The 14,945-nt window shown below is 48.6% G+C and carries 13 protein-coding genes; 8 read left to right on the forward strand and 5 right to left on the reverse strand.

Annotation, left to right across the window (positions count from 1 at the left end; translation table 11 throughout):
* Positions 1 to 86: 86 nt before the first annotated feature.
* The 3 genes from ACEW9O_RS14240 to ACEW9O_RS14250 form a co-directional block, all read right to left on the reverse strand.
* Positions 87 to 521, reverse strand: coding sequence for a DUF1573 domain-containing protein (locus ACEW9O_RS14240; RefSeq protein ID WP_373550844.1), 435 nt, complete (start codon positions 519 to 521; stop codon positions 87 to 89).
* A 114-nt stretch (positions 522 to 635) separates the two neighbouring features.
* The gene (locus ACEW9O_RS14245; protein ID WP_373550845.1) at positions 636 to 2,036 is read right to left on the reverse strand and encodes a M20/M25/M40 family metallo-hydrolase; all 1,401 of its coding nucleotides are present in this window, start codon (positions 2,034 to 2,036) and stop codon (positions 636 to 638) included.
* Positions 2,037 to 2,567: 531 nt separating this feature from the next.
* The gene (locus ACEW9O_RS14250; protein WP_373550846.1) at positions 2,568 to 4,949 is read right to left on the reverse strand and encodes a M1 family metallopeptidase; all 2,382 of its coding nucleotides are present in this window, start codon (positions 4,947 to 4,949) and stop codon (positions 2,568 to 2,570) included.
* Between the two features lie 354 nt (positions 4,950 to 5,303).
* On the opposite strand from ACEW9O_RS14250, the gene ACEW9O_RS14255 reads away from it, so the two are divergent.
* The 8 genes from ACEW9O_RS14255 to ACEW9O_RS14290 all read left to right on the forward strand — a co-directional run bounded on the left by ACEW9O_RS14255 (position 5,304) and on the right by ACEW9O_RS14290 (position 12,922).
* Positions 5,304 to 5,879, forward strand: a complete 576-nt coding sequence (locus ACEW9O_RS14255) for a DUF1990 family protein (protein ID WP_373550847.1) — start codon at positions 5,304 to 5,306, stop codon at positions 5,877 to 5,879.
* Between the two features lie 26 nt (positions 5,880 to 5,905).
* Positions 5,906 to 6,829 carry a YndJ family transporter gene (locus tag ACEW9O_RS14260; RefSeq protein ID WP_373550848.1) on the forward strand — a complete coding sequence of 308 codons (924 nt, stop codon included), beginning with the start codon at positions 5,906 to 5,908 and terminating at the stop codon, positions 6,827 to 6,829.
* A gap of 420 nt (positions 6,830 to 7,249) precedes the next feature.
* Positions 7,250 to 8,122, forward strand: coding sequence for a hypothetical protein (locus ACEW9O_RS14265; protein WP_373550849.1), 873 nt, complete (start codon positions 7,250 to 7,252; stop codon positions 8,120 to 8,122).
* A gap of 31 nt (positions 8,123 to 8,153) precedes the next feature.
* A complete protein-coding gene (locus ACEW9O_RS14270) occupies positions 8,154 to 9,068 on the forward strand; it encodes a hypothetical protein (protein ID WP_373550850.1) in 915 nt (304 codons plus the stop codon).
* A gap of 227 nt (positions 9,069 to 9,295) precedes the next feature.
* Positions 9,296 to 10,486 (forward strand): adenylosuccinate synthetase, encoded by a 1,191-nt coding sequence (locus tag ACEW9O_RS14275; RefSeq protein WP_373550851.1) that lies wholly within the window; start codon positions 9,296 to 9,298, stop codon positions 10,484 to 10,486.
* A gap of 107 nt (positions 10,487 to 10,593) precedes the next feature.
* Complete coding sequence (rlmN, locus tag ACEW9O_RS14280) at positions 10,594 to 11,643, forward strand: 23S rRNA (adenine(2503)-C(2))-methyltransferase RlmN (protein ID WP_373550852.1); 1,050 nt, start codon at positions 10,594 to 10,596, stop codon at positions 11,641 to 11,643.
* A 189-nt stretch (positions 11,644 to 11,832) separates the two neighbouring features.
* Positions 11,833 to 12,414, forward strand: coding sequence for a sigma-70 family RNA polymerase sigma factor (locus tag ACEW9O_RS14285; protein ID WP_373550853.1), 582 nt, complete (start codon positions 11,833 to 11,835; stop codon positions 12,412 to 12,414).
* A gap of 259 nt (positions 12,415 to 12,673) precedes the next feature.
* A complete protein-coding gene (locus tag ACEW9O_RS14290; RefSeq protein ID WP_373550854.1) occupies positions 12,674 to 12,922 on the forward strand; it encodes a hypothetical protein in 249 nt (82 codons plus the stop codon).
* Between the two features lie 27 nt (positions 12,923 to 12,949).
* Here ACEW9O_RS14290 and nadC read toward each other — a convergent pair whose 3' ends face one another.
* Together nadC and ACEW9O_RS14300 are read right to left on the reverse strand one after the other, a co-directional pair.
* Positions 12,950 to 13,798: a carboxylating nicotinate-nucleotide diphosphorylase gene (gene nadC / locus ACEW9O_RS14295; RefSeq protein ID WP_373550855.1), complete on the reverse strand. Its 849-nt coding sequence runs from the start codon at positions 13,796 to 13,798 to the stop codon at positions 12,950 to 12,952.
* Positions 13,799 to 13,916: 118 nt separating this feature from the next.
* Positions 13,917 to 14,843: a sugar phosphate isomerase/epimerase family protein gene (locus tag ACEW9O_RS14300; RefSeq protein ID WP_373550856.1), complete on the reverse strand. Its 927-nt coding sequence runs from the start codon at positions 14,841 to 14,843 to the stop codon at positions 13,917 to 13,919.
* Positions 14,844 to 14,945 lie beyond the last annotated feature (102 nt).

Below are 14,945 nucleotides of genomic sequence, written 5' to 3' on the forward strand. Positions count from 1 at the left end.
CACTGAGCGAAGTCGAAGTGTCGCTAGCGGTAGCCTCAACCTCCCTCAACCTCCCTCAACCTCCCTCAACCTTCTCAACTTTTTAACTAATTTGCTGCTTGCTCCACTTTCCCTTTCAAGCGCAATACCACTTGTTCGTCACTCAGGCTAGTGATGACGGTCACCTGCTTGGTAAACTCGCCCGGCGCCAGGGCATTGTAAGTAGCGGTGATTTCGCCAGTTTTTCCAGGAGCAATGGGTTCTTTGGTGTAATTAGGTGTAGTACAGCCACAAGAGGCATTCACCGAAGTAAAAATCATGGGCGACTTACTCTTATTTTTCACTTTAAAAACCGCAGTCACGGGTTTGCCTTGAGGAATGGCACCGAAATCGTGTTCGATTTTGTCCCAAATCAAAGTGGGTGCTTTCTTTTTACTTTTGGCTGAAGCTTCACTTTTTTTCACAGTGGCTTCGGCAGTGCTTTGAGCAGCAAGGGTTCCAAATGTGCTCAGGGCCAATAGGGCAAGGATCAAATATTTCATGGCAACGTCGTTTTTGTTCCGCATTTTAACGGAGGTTCTTAAAACTTGTACAAAAGTAATGTAAGCTTGTACAAGGTGCTGTTAACAGGATTCAAATGTTTACAAAGTCTCCGGTTATTCCAACCCAAATTTATCTAATAAGTACACCAGCGCGGTCATAGCAGCGGTGCCCAGCTCCAATTCGCGTTTGTTGACGGCGTCGAAAGTATCAATGGCGGTGTGGTGATAGTCGAAATAACGTTGAGAATCGGGTTCAAAGCCAAACAAAACCCCTTTTTGCGAGCGCAGGGGGCCAATATCTGCCCCTGAGCCACCCCTTTTAAACGTAAGTCCATAGGCTTCCAGCAGCGGCGACCACTCCATGATTTGTTTGTACTTTTTATCAAAAGCCCGGTTTTCCGATTCGCAGGTAAAGCCTCTGGGCGTAAAGCCACCTCGGTCTGACTCAATGGCAGCCAGGTGAAACTCTTGCTTTCGGTTGGAAATTTCGGCATAAGCCTGGCCTCCTTTTAGTCCGTTTTCTTCATTCATAAACAAGACACAACGAATGGTGCGTTTGGGGCGGTACCCCAGGCGTTTGAATACCTGTAGCACATCCATAGCCTGCACACAACCCGCTCCGTCATCGTGTGCACCAGTACCCACGTCCCAGGAATCGAGGTGGCCACCGACCAGGATGATCTCTTCCGGTTTTTCACTGCCCCGGATTTCACCGATCACGTTGTGCGAGGGTTTCATGCCCATCATGTGGCTGGTGTTGCGGATGAATACCCGAACGGGTTCGTCTTTGAGCAGGCGACTGAGTAGTTCGGCATCGTTGGTGCTGATGCCGAGGGCGGGAATGGGCGTAATGCCAGGCTCGTAAGAAGTGCTACCCGTGTGGGGCACATCGTCGTGGCGAGTGGTCATGGAACGCACCAAAACAGCTAGCGCACCATATTTGGAAGCACGGGAAGCCCCCAGGCCACGTTGATCTACGGCCCCACCATAAGCGGCAAAAGTATTGAGTTGGGTTGGATCCATCGGGCGATTGAAAAAGACAATTTTTCCGGCGAGTTTTTCTCGGCCCAAGTTTTCGAGTTCGTCCAGGCGTTTGACTTCAATGACTTCGGCACTCAGGCCGTTGGGCCCCGTGCCTTCGGAGTTGCCCAGGGCCAAGGCCTTGAGGTCAAAACTCCCCATTTTGGAATGCACCACCCGCACTACTTCTTTTTCCCCACGTTGCCAATGGGGCACCATACAGGGTTGAATCCAGACCGAGTCTAATCCCATGGTGTCCAACATTTGGCGGGTGTATTCTACCGCAGCGGCAGCTTGTGGCGTGCCACTCAGACGGGCCCCGATCCGATTGCATAAGTAGTCCAACCAGGGGTAAGATTTCCCTTGGGTGAGCGCCTTATTGTAAATTTCGCGGATGTAAAAAGCGTCGACATCCGATTTTGCATTGGCTTGAGCGTGTAAATTTTGCAATTGGCATCCGAGTACAAGCAATAACGCAAACAATTTCAGCTTCATGAGTAAGTGGTATTAATGGTACATTGCGTGAATCAAAAAAAAGTTCAAAAAAGGGCAAAAAAAGTTTTTTCGGCTTTTTTGGAAAAAAATTTTCTATTTCTCGAAAAAAGCAAATTTTTATCGCCGAAAAGGGGGTTTTGCTTAGTATAAAATCTAATTGTACAAAAATGGCTTTGTTTGTAAATTAAACAAAGTATCCTTTTTGGAAAAAAGATTTGATATTTTCAAAAAAAGGCCATATTTTAGCGCTATCAATTAAAAAGAACAAAGAGTTATTGAAAAATTTGTAATTGTACTTTTTACAATAACTCCATTTGTTTTCAACAAGTTGCAGAATTTTTTCGAAAAATATAATTTGGTTTTATTTGGTTAGGGCTGAGGTAGTGCTGTGGTAGCGCTGCCTCCTTTTTTTTGCCCCTACCTGAAGGTGGGGCAAAAATCCCACGACTGAAGCCGTGGGTTGGCGTAGTTCCCAGAGTGAATGAAAGGCCAACACACCCACACATTCACACTCAAACCCACACCCATTCTTCACGGCCTTACCTTTTTAGCCTTTGCTTTCTGCATCGGATTTGGACCTTCCTCTATTTTATGGGCTTTGAACACCTGGAAGCGGGTCGGCACCTGTTTTACTGGCCAGTTGTTGTTGCTTTCGTCGATGTCGGCGGTTTCGCGGAAGGGGTCGAGGCGTACGGCTTTCACCATCTTGTCTTTGACGAAGACCTTTTTGAACTGGCTTTCATTTTTGCGCCAAATTTCGGCGGGAATCCGGTCGACTTGAGTGCTGCCATCGGCAAAGGTCCATTCCAGGATGATCGGCATCACCAGACCACCCTTGTTGCTGAACTGTAGTTCGTAGTAGTGCTTATCGCCAAAACGTTTGTTTTTTTCCTCCTTGCTGTAGGTTTGATCGTAGAGGGATACTTTGACTTCCTCAATGGAGTCCGCTGTAGCCCAAGGCTGGTAAGTGGTGTAAAAATCCTTGAGGCTGGTATCCCGGTCAATCAAGGGCACTTTGCCCGCTTCTTTGTTGCGTACCTTATTGATGTCGTAAAAAGGTTTTTCGACCTTGTTTTTTTCAACAAATTCTTCTTTCACGGGGTTATTGTCCAAATCCACCCGGTAGTACTTGATGCTATCCAGCGAAATATCCACCACATCAGTGGTAAAAAACCAACCGCGCCAAAACCAGTCCAAATCCACCCCGCTGGCATCTTCCATCGTGCGGAAAAAGTCGGCTGGCGTGGGATGTTTAAAAGCCCAGCGGCGGCAATATTCCTTAAAGGCGTAGTCGAATAACTCCCGGCCCATTACCGTTTCGCGCAGGATGTTGAGCGCAGTAGCGGGTTTGCGATAGGCATTGGCAAAGAAGTCGATGATATTGTCGCTGTTGGTCATGATGGGCTCTAGCTGGTCTTTGGGCAGCTTCATGTAATCCACAATCTGGTGCGCTGGGCCAAACCAGGGTTTGTAATCGTTGTCCATTTCCCGCTCGGCCACAAACTGGACAAAGCTGTTGAAGCCTTCATCAAACCAACTCCACTGCCGCTCGTCGCTGTTGATGATCATCGGAAAATAATTGTGCCCTACCTCGTGAATGATGGTGGAGACTGCGTCAATTTTGGTCGCTTCCGAATAGGTGCCGTCGGGCTCCGCTCTACCCGGATTGAAACAAATCATCGGGTATTCCATGCCGTTGGCGGCTTCTACAGAAATGGCGGTAGGATAGGGGAATGGAATGGTGTATTTGGAATAGGTATTAATGGTGTGCTGAATGGCTTTGGTGGAATACTTTCGATAGATTGGGTAGGCCTCCTTGGCGTAATAACTCATACACATCACCTTTTTGCCTTCCTCGGTGGTATTAGCCAAGGCATCCCAGACAAACTTGCGGCTAGCTCCCCAGGCAAAATCGCGAACATTGTCTGCTTTGTAAATCCAGGTTTTTAGCTCAGTGGCACGTTTGGCTTTTTCCGTTTTTTTAGCTTCCTCCAATGTGACAATTTCGATGGGCTCTTTGGATTGCTGCGCTTGTTGCCAACGGGTGTATTGAGCCGGACTGAGCAAGGTGGAATAATTGAGGCATTCCCCCGTAGCCGCAACCACATAATCGGTGGGCAGCGTCATTTTGACCACAAAATTGCCGAAGGTCAACGCAAATTCAGCGCGCCCGGTGAATTGTTTGTTTTGCCAACCCGCAAAATCGCTGTAGGCACAGAGCCGGGGATACCATTGGGTGATGGTGAAAATGTAATTGTCCTCGTCCGGGAAATATTCGTAGCCACCACGGGCCAGGTTGGTGGCGCTATTGCTCATGATTTTGGCAATGTTGATGCGGTCCACCAAATAATAATGCCATCTGACGCGGAAAGCAAAGGAACTGCCCGGCTTGAGGGGTTCGGGTAGCTCGATGCGCATCATCGTTTGGTTGATGCTGTATTTGAGCGCCTTGCCATTGGCATCGACCACTTCTTCGATTTTGCAACCAAATTTCTCTTTGCCCTTGGCGGGTTCCAGGCCCTGCATCTGGTTTTCACTCATGGTGGCGTTGATGCTGGTGGGGTCAAAAACCTGATTGGGGTTATCGGCGGCGTGTTGGTTTTCATCGAGTTGCAGCCAGATGTAACGCAGGATTTGCGGCGACTGGTTGACATAAGTGATGTTTTCGCTGCCGTTGAGGCGCAGGTTGTTCACATCCAGGGTACACTCGATGTCGTAATCACAGCGTTGTTGCCAGTATTGTGGGCCAGGTGCACCGTCAATGTTGCGGTAATTATTGGGATCGGGAAGCAGGTCGGTGATTTGTTCAAACTTGTTGCCGTGGTTAGAAACGGGTTGGGCAAAAAGGCCCACACTCCACAACAAAAGACTAAGGCTGATCCAGCTGCGCTGGATGGAGGGCTGTTGAAACATAAACAGTGGTTTTAAATGGGAAAAGCATGACTCGCCGTTCAAGCATTACCGTAAAGTTCAATAATTTCTGGACTTTTAGGACAAAACTTGCCAATAATATAGTGTGAAAATAAAAACGCCCGCTAGAACAATTCTTCTAGCGGGCTACTAAGCCGTTTTACCTCATCTTACTTCATCCAAAATGGAATCAGGTTGATCCCGATCACAAAAGAAGGTGTTTGGAGTTCCTGGCTTCGTTCCAGGATGAGGAGATTTTTTTTAAATATTTTTTCTGCCTCATTTTTTGCAGTCAATCAAAACAAATCAAAAAGCGAGGCGTTTAAATTTCAATACTTTCAAAATATATTGAAAACAATGAACCCTTCTTTTACCCTTCCCAACGCTGCCTCATTGGCCCAACATTGGCAAACACAACAAGCCCAAGCTTATGCTTATCCAGAAGTAGGTAGCAGCGCTGTTGATCCTCCCCCTGGTTATGACCACGACCACGAAGCTACCCTGCTGGGTTTTGGCGATGGGGTGTTTCGGGCAGCAGCTCAAGCCTTGCGCGAATGGGCGATGTTCCCGCCAGGTTGGACACAAATTTACCCCAAGAATGCCCCATTAGAACCGGGCAGCGTCGTCCTGGTCCTGTTCAGGATATTTGGGTTATGGTGGTGGCGCAACAGTTCCCGCATCGTTTACCTCATCGACGAGCCCACCCGTTTTGGCTTTGCTTATGGAACCTTACCAGCACACATTGAAAGGGGTGAGGAGATTTTTTGGGTTGAATTGAGGGATGATGGCAGCGTGTGGTATTCCATTCAAGCCTTTTCTAAGCCCAATCGCTGGTATGTGTGGTTGGCTTATCCGCTGGCGCGGGCTTACCAGCGGAAGTTTCGGCGCGATTCTTTTGCGGCAATGGAAGAAAGAGTGAAAAGTGAAAAGTGAAAAATGAAAAATGAATAGTGAATAGTATGGGAAAGCGAATAAACAGTTGGGAACTAATTTCCGGAGGATTGGGACTGGTGCTGTATTGGGTGTGGAATGGCAGTGTGCAGCCTTTGGAAAAGGATTGGGTGGAATTGTTGGTCTTGTTGGGGGCGATGGTATTTGTGCCTATGGCGATGCGGCAGTCCGGGGTCTTGAAGACAAAAGCTGAGCGTTTGGCTGTAATCCTGTCGACTTGGGTCTTGCTGTTGGCTTATTTGCAGGAACCAGGTATACTGGCGGCATTATTGGCCCTACCTTGGGTGTTGGTTTCAGTTTGGTTATTGGGAAATGCTTTTCAAAAACTGATGTTATCGCCATCAAAGCTGGCCGACAAGGCTCAATTTGCAGCATACCTGTATTTTCCAATTGGCCCACTGGCGGCATTCAGCGACCGCCTGGATTGGGCACCACTGGGGTTTAGTTCGATCATCATTTTGCTCACTGCGGCGCATTTTCACTATGCTGGTTTTTTGTTGCCCTGGGTCTTGTCGAATCTTCTGCGCCAAAGGGAGCCTTCACGCTGGCAGCGTTGGGCGGCCTGGGCCGTATTGTTGGGCATTCCGGCGGTAGCCGTGGGGATTACTTCAGCACAGTTTGGGATCGATCCATGGCTGGAGACTTTTGCGGCTACTTTGATGGCCTTAGGTGGCTTGGGTGTAGCCTTTTGGCATGCTGGACTGGCGCTGAAATCAGGACAACCTTTGAATCAAAGATTAGCTAGCTTAGGGTTGTTTTTGTGTCTAGGTACTGGAATGATCCTCGCCTTATTGTATGGCTGGCGCAACTATTTCCTCCCTCCATTTTTATCCATTCCCTGGATGTATGCCCTGCACGGCACTATGAATACGTTAGGTGTAGGGGTATTCGGGATATTGGTTTATAGACAAAATTTAGCAGGCAAGTACTAATTCATACTACTGGGTATTTTTGTTTATTGGAATCGGAGGACATGAGTTGCCTCCAGCTTCAGCTGGTGGATAAGCAGTAAACACTAGTTTTTGGGCTTCAGCCCTAGCTTAAAGATTAAGGTTTGGGCTAAAGCCCATTCAAGATTTGACCTTCAACCCACCAGCTGAAGCTGGAGGCAATTCATGTCCTCCGAGCAATGCAACCCGTCTGATTCAGTCTAAATTTCTGATTTCCTGCCTAGTAATTTTACCTACCCAAGGATAACCTTTCCACGACTCTTTCCGTATATCCTAAAAAAGAGCCTTTTCCTCGTTTTTCCTTCCTTTTTTATCGAAAAAAATCGAACTTAGTTTGACTTTTAAACTAAGTCTTTGTATATTTGAATCATTGAAGGTTAGTTTAGAATCAAAACTAAGTATATGTCACCACAGGAACTCATCTACAAAATCAACAACGCCAGTCATTTGGGCGAAGTACTGGAGTTGAACAACTGGAAAAAACAGTACAGCGACATGGCCCGGTTGTTGCATCCAGACCTGTGTAGCATCTCTGGTGCAGCCGATGCTTTTGCCCGTTTGAATGCCTTAAAGGAAGGATGGGAAAAAGGTTACCGCTTTAGTGATGATGCAGGTGCAGTGCGGGCCCAGAACACTACGATTACTTTTGTAGGCGACCCCAAATTGCTGTTGCAGTCTTACCGCAATTACGGCTACCTCAAAAGTTTGCGCCACCCGGCGGCCCAACATTTTCACCGCTACCTACCCGAATCGATGACGTTGGATGGCGAAGCATTGACGCTTCAGCTCCGTCACCGTGCGGCACCACTCACGGGACTGACTTTGCCACAAGGGCACGCCAACTGGATTTTGTCCCGCTTGTTGGAATTCAATACCTGGCTGGCGCAGGAAGGCTGGACGCACTGCGGCATCAATCCCGAAAGTGTATTGGTGGTACCCGAAACCCACGGCATCATCCTGAGCTCTTTTTACCACCTTACTCCGTTGGAGGGAGCGCTAAAAACGATCTCCGCCAAGTACAAGCACTGGTATCCCAATGCCCTGTTTGTGGACAAAAAAGCAGTGCCGATGATCGACCTGGAACTGAGTAAACGAACCATTGTCACCCTACTCGGCGACCCCTCCGGGATGGGCATCAAGCTACAAAAAACGCACAACCCCGCGATGATTGACTTTTTACTTACTGCACATACCGACGCATTTGAATGCTACGACAAGTACCGCAAGTTGCTGGACAAGCACTTCCCGAAAAAGTTTTTACCCTTAAATCTTTAATCAACTTTTATAATCCTAAAAATAAACAACTATGGGCTACACTTCATGGTCTAGCGATGCTTATTCGCACTTAAAAACTTCCTATTCCGGCAAATCTGCTGATCAAATTTTCAGCAGCGGCATGAACCCCACGATGGACCCGCAAGGGCTCGTTTTCCGCGAAAGCCGCGACTCCGATGCACACCCCAATTCAATCGCAATTGCCGTATTTCTGGATGTAACGGGCTCGATGGGCCAAATTCCGGAGATGTTGATTCGCCACAAATTGGGTTCTTTGATGGACACCTTGTTGGCGCACGGTGTGGAAGACCCACAGGTGATGTTTTCCGCCATCGGTGACCACCACACCGACCGTGCTCCCCTGCAAATTGGACAATTTGAATCGGGAACGGATGAATTGAACGAATGCCTTTCCAAAGTCTACATCGAAGGTGGTGGTGGTGGCCAAAACATGGAATCCTACCTCTTGGCCTGGTTGGTGGCAGGCCGCCACACCAGCATCGATTGTTTCGAAAAAAGAGGCAACAAAGGTTTCCTATTCACGATTGGTGACGAAAAAAACTGGGATTCGGTGGCCGCACCCCGCCTGAAAGAACTGATGGGTTATGCCCAAACCGATCCGATTACCGATGCTCAGGTATTGGCGCAGGCCCAACGCATGTACCACGTTTTCCACATCCACATCAATGAAACGGGCTACAAAGACAACCCCGACGTGATCGGCTACTGGAAAAAACTCCTGGGTGAACGCGCCCTGATTTTGGACCAACACATGGCCGTGGCCGAGTTGATTGCCTCCACCGTAGCAGTCATCAATGGTGCCAACCTGGACAAAGTAGCAGCGGAATTCGATTATGCAACGGCTAAATCTGTGAAAAACGCCTTGATGCTGGTGAGCACGGATGTGATCAAAGCAGGAGGGAATAGCGGAGTGGTCAAACTTTAGTTCAGACGAAGCCCTGTTAGAGGCGAAATATGGGTAGTCAGACCACGACCAAGTGTATCAACAGTCCCGTCAGGGACGCGATATGGGTATTCGTGATCAAAACAACCCACATTTCGTCCCTACGGGACTTTGAAAAAACCGGGCACCTCATTTCTACCCATATTTCGCCCCGATGGGGCTTGTGGGTTGCTCAATAATCGCATATTCTCTACATAAATCTTGACACCATGAAAACACAAATTGTAATTGGTTTAGGATATGGAGACGAAGGCAAGGGCCTAACCACCGACTACCTGTGCCGCCAGGCCGATTGGCCACTGGTAATTCGTTTTTCAGGCGGGCACCAGGCTGGGCATACCGTCGTTACTGCCGATGGCCAAAGGCATGTGTTTTCGAGCCTGGGGGCAGGTAGTTTGGCGGGTGCGGCCACGTACTGGAGTCGCTACTGCGCTTTTGCCCCAGAGAATTTCTGGAAAGAGTACCAGGCTTTGCAGGTCAATTCTGCTGGCTTTGTACCCAAAATGTATGTCGATGCGCTGGCCCAGGTAACCACCCCTTACGATGTGTTCCACAATCAATCCTCTGAAAAAATCAACGCGCACGGGAGCTGTGGAATGGGCTTTGGAGCAACCATGGAGCGCAACGAGTTGACGCCCTACCGCTTGTACGTTCAGGATCTTTTTTATCCCGCTGTGCTGGAGCAAAAGTTGCTGGCCATTGGTGAATACTACCGCCGTAAAGTGCACAACCCCATGCTGATGGTGGATTTGCAGGAGATCGTGACGGCTTTTAAAAGTGCAGTACAAGCCATTTTACCGCTGATTGAAGTGGTGGAAGAAAAAGTTTTTTTGGAAAAACGCATTTACCAATTAGGCTTTGATGCCATAATCTTTGAAGGCAGCCAGGGAATTTTGCTGGATCGCGATTTTGGGTTTTTCCCCAACGTGACGCGGGCGTACACCACTTCGCGCAATGCGATGGAATTAATTCAAAGCTACCAATTGCCACTACCCGAACTTTTTTACATCACGCGGGCTTACCAAACCCGCCACGGCAAAGGTTTTTTGTCGAATGAAGGCCTTAAGTTGAGTTATACCCCCAACCCCATTGAAACCAATGTTTACAACGAGTGGCAAGGCCATCAACGGGTGGCACCACTCGATGTGGATTTGTTGAATTATGCCCTGGATTGTGACCGCAATTTTTCCGGCACTGCGCCAAAAAATTTGGTGATCACCTGTTTGGATCAATTGAATGGCCAGATGGAAGCTAGTGTTGCGGGAAAAACGGTGACATTTGCGAAGCCCGAAAACCTGTTGCGTCAACTCAATGTAAAACCTGGCAATTTACTTTTATCCTATTCGGATCGAGCAGAGGGAATGGTGAAATTGTCGCAGGTGCAAATGGTGAAGGTTTGAAGTTGAAGGGTGAAATATTGAAATGACCGGCACTTCGACTTCGCTCAGTGACCGGTCATTTCAATATTTCACCCTTCAACATTTCAACTTATCGTATCTTTGCGCCCATGAACGGAAAAGAACGCATGGATATCCGACAGCGCTCGTTGGCAGAATTAGGGGAGCTGTTCAAAGAAATGGGGGAAGCCAAATTCCGGGCCAAACAGGTCCACGAATGGTTGTGGCAAAAAGGCGTACGTTCTTTTGAGGCCATGACCAACCTATCCAAAGGGCTGCGGGAGAAACTGGCCGAAAATTTTGTCATCAACGGCATCGTGGAAGACAAGGTGCAACGCAGCGCCGATGGCACCATCAAATCTCGATTTCGCCTGCACGATGGCCACCTCATCGAATCGGTGTTGATTCCAGTGCCAGAAGACAAACGTTTTACCGTTTGTGTATCCTGTCAGGTGGGCTGTAGCCTGACCTGCAAGTTTTGTGCAACCGGGCGAATGAAGCGCGTGCGCAACCTGGACGCCGCGGAAATAGTGGATCAGGTGGTGATGGTCAATCAACAATGCCTCGAAACCTTTGGGCATCCGCTTACCAATATCGTGTACATGGGCATGGGTGAGCCGCTTCTCGCTTACAACAACGTGATGGAAAGCGTAGAGCGCCTAACCGCTCCGGATGGCCTCAACATGTCGCCCCGCCGCATCACCATCAGCACTGCGGGTATTGCCAAAATGATTAAAAAACTGGCCGATGATGGTTGCAAAACCAATCTGGCCCTCTCGCTCCACGCCGCTGACGACCTCAAGCGCGACGAACTGATGCCCATCAACGAGCAGAACAACCTGGCCGTGTTGATGGAAGCGCTGGAATACTTCTACCGCAAAACCCACAACCGCATCAGCTACGAATACATTACTTTCCAAAACGTCAACGACAGTCTCGAAGATGCCGCCAAACTGGCCAAACTCTGCCGTCGCTTCCCCGTGCGGGTCAACATCATCGAGTACAACCCAATTGGCGATGTGCCTTACCTCAAATCGGAGGAAGACCGCATCGACGCCTTTGCGCGCTACCTGCGCGAGCGCGAAATCACGGTGACGGTACGCCGGAGTCGGGGCAAAGATATTGACGCGGCTTGCGGCCAATTGGCGAATAAGGGTTGAGGGAGGTTGAGAAAGTTTAGGGAGGTTTAGGCTACCGCGAGCGATTTTGACATTGTCCTTGTCTAAGTCGCTCGCGGTAGCCTAAACTTTCCTCAACCTCCCTCAACCTTCTAAACTTTTTTTAAATACGCGGGAACTTTTTAATTTAGGATAAGGTTGATGCATTGAAACCTAAAAAATCCTAACTTTATGGTAGCACAAGCAACGCAAAGCATGAATTACGATCGTATCCTGGAGGAGGAGTTGCTGCCTCAGGCGGAGGCGCTGCTTACTTTTGCTTACCATCTGACCTACAATCAGCAGGATGCTGAAGATTTGGTGCAGGAAACGTACATGAAAGCGTACAAGGCCATCGACAAATACATTGAAGGCACCAACGCTAAAGCATGGCTGTTCAAAATCCTGAAAAACACCTTCATCAACGACTACCGCCGCAAAAGCCGTGGTCCTGCGATGAAAGAGTTGGATGAGGTCATCGCCTATCAAAATCGTGAAAACACGCCTTACATCAGCGCACATGCGGGTTTGGCAGTGGAAAATTACGAGTCAGCAATGGGTGACGAAGTCACGATGGCCATCAACAAACTCTCGATGAACTTTCGGGAAGTATTGCTGTTGAGCGATGTGGAGGATTTTTCTTACGAAGAAATCTCCAAAATTTTGGATATTCCCATCGGAACGGTGCGTTCGCGACTGAACCGGGCACGGAATGCCGTCAAAGAAGATTTGCAATTGTACGCTCAGTCTATGGGCTTCAAAGACAATCGATAAACCCAGCCTTGGCTGGGAGAAGGCCTTTTCTTCTGATCCATACCTGGGACGGTGCGAAGAAGGGGCCTTTTTTTTAGCCTGTGGCTAAAAAACCCACGGCTGAAGCCATGGGTTGGGTGCAAGAGTGAAAACTTGAAATTTGTACCTTCCCACGGTTAAAACCATGGGGTTCTAGTTAACCTTAATTAAATGCTACCGGAGGATCTACTTACCATGATTAAAATCATGCGTTAGAAGATCGCCACAAAAAAACAAAGCTATGGTAAAGAGTCCGATCACCAATGATGAGTTCATTAAAAAGGTGGGGTTATTCCTGGACAACGAACTCAGTGACAAAGACAGCCGCGATCTCCTGCGCGAGATTCAGACAAACCCGGCATTCATGCACATTTTAAAAGAAGAGCAGACTTTTAGAGAATTTATAAAGACTAAAATAGACCGACGAAAACCTTCTCCTGCCCTAATAGCTTCAATAAAAGATAAAATAAAAGCTTCTTCGCCGATCTGATCGTTGTTCAGATCCTTCCGAAAACCACTAGTCCTTCAACACCTTTAAACTCAGATCCAGACTTTGGGCGGAGTGCGTCAGTGCACCTACCGAAATGTAATCTACACCTGTGAGTGCAATTGCACGAAGTGTGTCCAGGGTTACTCCGCCCGAAGCCTCGGTCTCGAAGCGATTGCCCACTATTTTTACAGCTTCACGCATGGTCTCCAGTTGGAAATTGTCCAACATGATGCGGGTAACTTTTCCCGTATCGAGCACCTGCTGGAGTTCTTCCAAATTGCGCACCTCTACCGTCACATTGAGGTTCAGCCCTTTTTCCTGCTGATAGGCATCTACTCGTTCAATGGCCGCTTGAATGCTGCCACAGGCATCGGTATGGTTGTCCTTGATCATGAACCAATCGTACAAGCCATCGCGGTAGTTGTGGCATCCTCCAATGCGTACGGCCCATTTTTCCAAAAAGCGGATTAAGGGAGTAGTTTTGCGGGTATCCAAAATTTTGACGGGTAAATCGGCCACGGCATCGTGGTATTGCTTGCTGATGGTGGCAATGCCGCTCATGCGCTGCATCGTATTGAGCGTAAGGCGTTCGCCTTGAAGCAGGGCCTGGGAGTGGCACTCGACAATGAATGCCACATCTCCATACTTGATGTTGGTGCCGTCGTCGAGGATTTTTTCAAAATGAGCTGTGGGATCCAGGGTTTTAAAGATGCGCTCGGCAATGGTTACTCCGGCGAGCACCCCTTCGTCTTTGACGAGCAGGCGGGCGCGGTTGCGGGCACTAGCTGGGATGCAGGCGAGACAGGTGACATCGCCCGTGCCGATGTCTTCCTTGAGTCCGGCGGCGATGAAGGCGTCGATTTGATCGAAATTCATGGGTTGTTTTATTTTGAACCACCTTAGGCACCTATAGGCACTTTAGAATCACCTCAGGTGTTTTGCCTCTAAGGTGGTGCTAAGGTGTCTAAAGTTTCTAAGGTGGTTCAATATTGTATTACATCATCTTGCCCACCTTTTCCAGCAGGGCTTTGGTCAATTTGATTCCTTCTTTTTCAGGCGTTTTTTGTCCCTCATACTCAATACCGACATAACCTTTGAACTTCGCTTTTTTCACGATTTTCATCATTTTTACATAGTCGGTATGGGTTTCGTTGCCAGCGGCGTCGAAGTCGTGGGTTTTGGCGCTCACCCCTTTAGCAAAAGGCATCAATTCTTCTACGCCCAGGTAGCGGTCGTATTCCTCGGCGCAATCATAGGAGCCTTGTTTGCGGGTGATGCAGAAGTTGCCAAAGTCGGGTAGCGTACCTACGTTTTTCATGTTGACCTGCTTCATCACGCCGGATAGCCATTTGCCATTGGAGGAGTAGCCGCCGTGGTTTTCAACGAGCACATTAATGCCCATGCTCGCGCCGAATTCGCCAATTTTGCTCAAACCCTCTACGGCAGCTTTGCCTACTTCTTCGGCGGTGCCTCTGCCGGCGGCATTCACGCGGATGGTAGCACAGCCCAGGTATTTGGCGCATTCTACCCACTGTTTGTGTTGGTCTACGGCTTTGTTGAGTTCCGCAGCATCGGTAGCACCCAGGTTGCCTTCCCCGTCGATCATGATGAGGTGGTTCTTGATGCCGTTGTCCTTGCAACGCATGAGCAGCTCGTTGAGGTAAGTGGTATCTTTGGCTTTGTCCTTGAAAAACTGGTTGACGTATTCAACGATCCCGACGCCAAATTCTTTGCGGGCCATCACCGGAAAGTCCAGGTTGGTCATTTCTTTTTTGAACAGGGCATTGTGGAGCGACCACTCAGCCAGCGAAATTTCAAAAAACATTTTTTTGCTGCTGTCCAGGTCCATGCTGCTCAGCGGCAGCACGGCTAAACCCGCCGCAGTATAAGTCATCTGATGGAGGAAATCACGACGTTTCATGTGATGGAAGAATTTTGCGTGAACTAATGGTGAGCAAGATAGGAGTTTTGGGAGATTCTGGATGGGCGGGGCTAGAAAATAAAATGCCTGCAAACTGCCACC

It is taken from the genome of Haliscomenobacter sp., from assembly GCF_041740695.1.
Classification (GTDB): Bacteria; Bacteroidota; Bacteroidia; order Chitinophagales; family Saprospiraceae; genus Haliscomenobacter.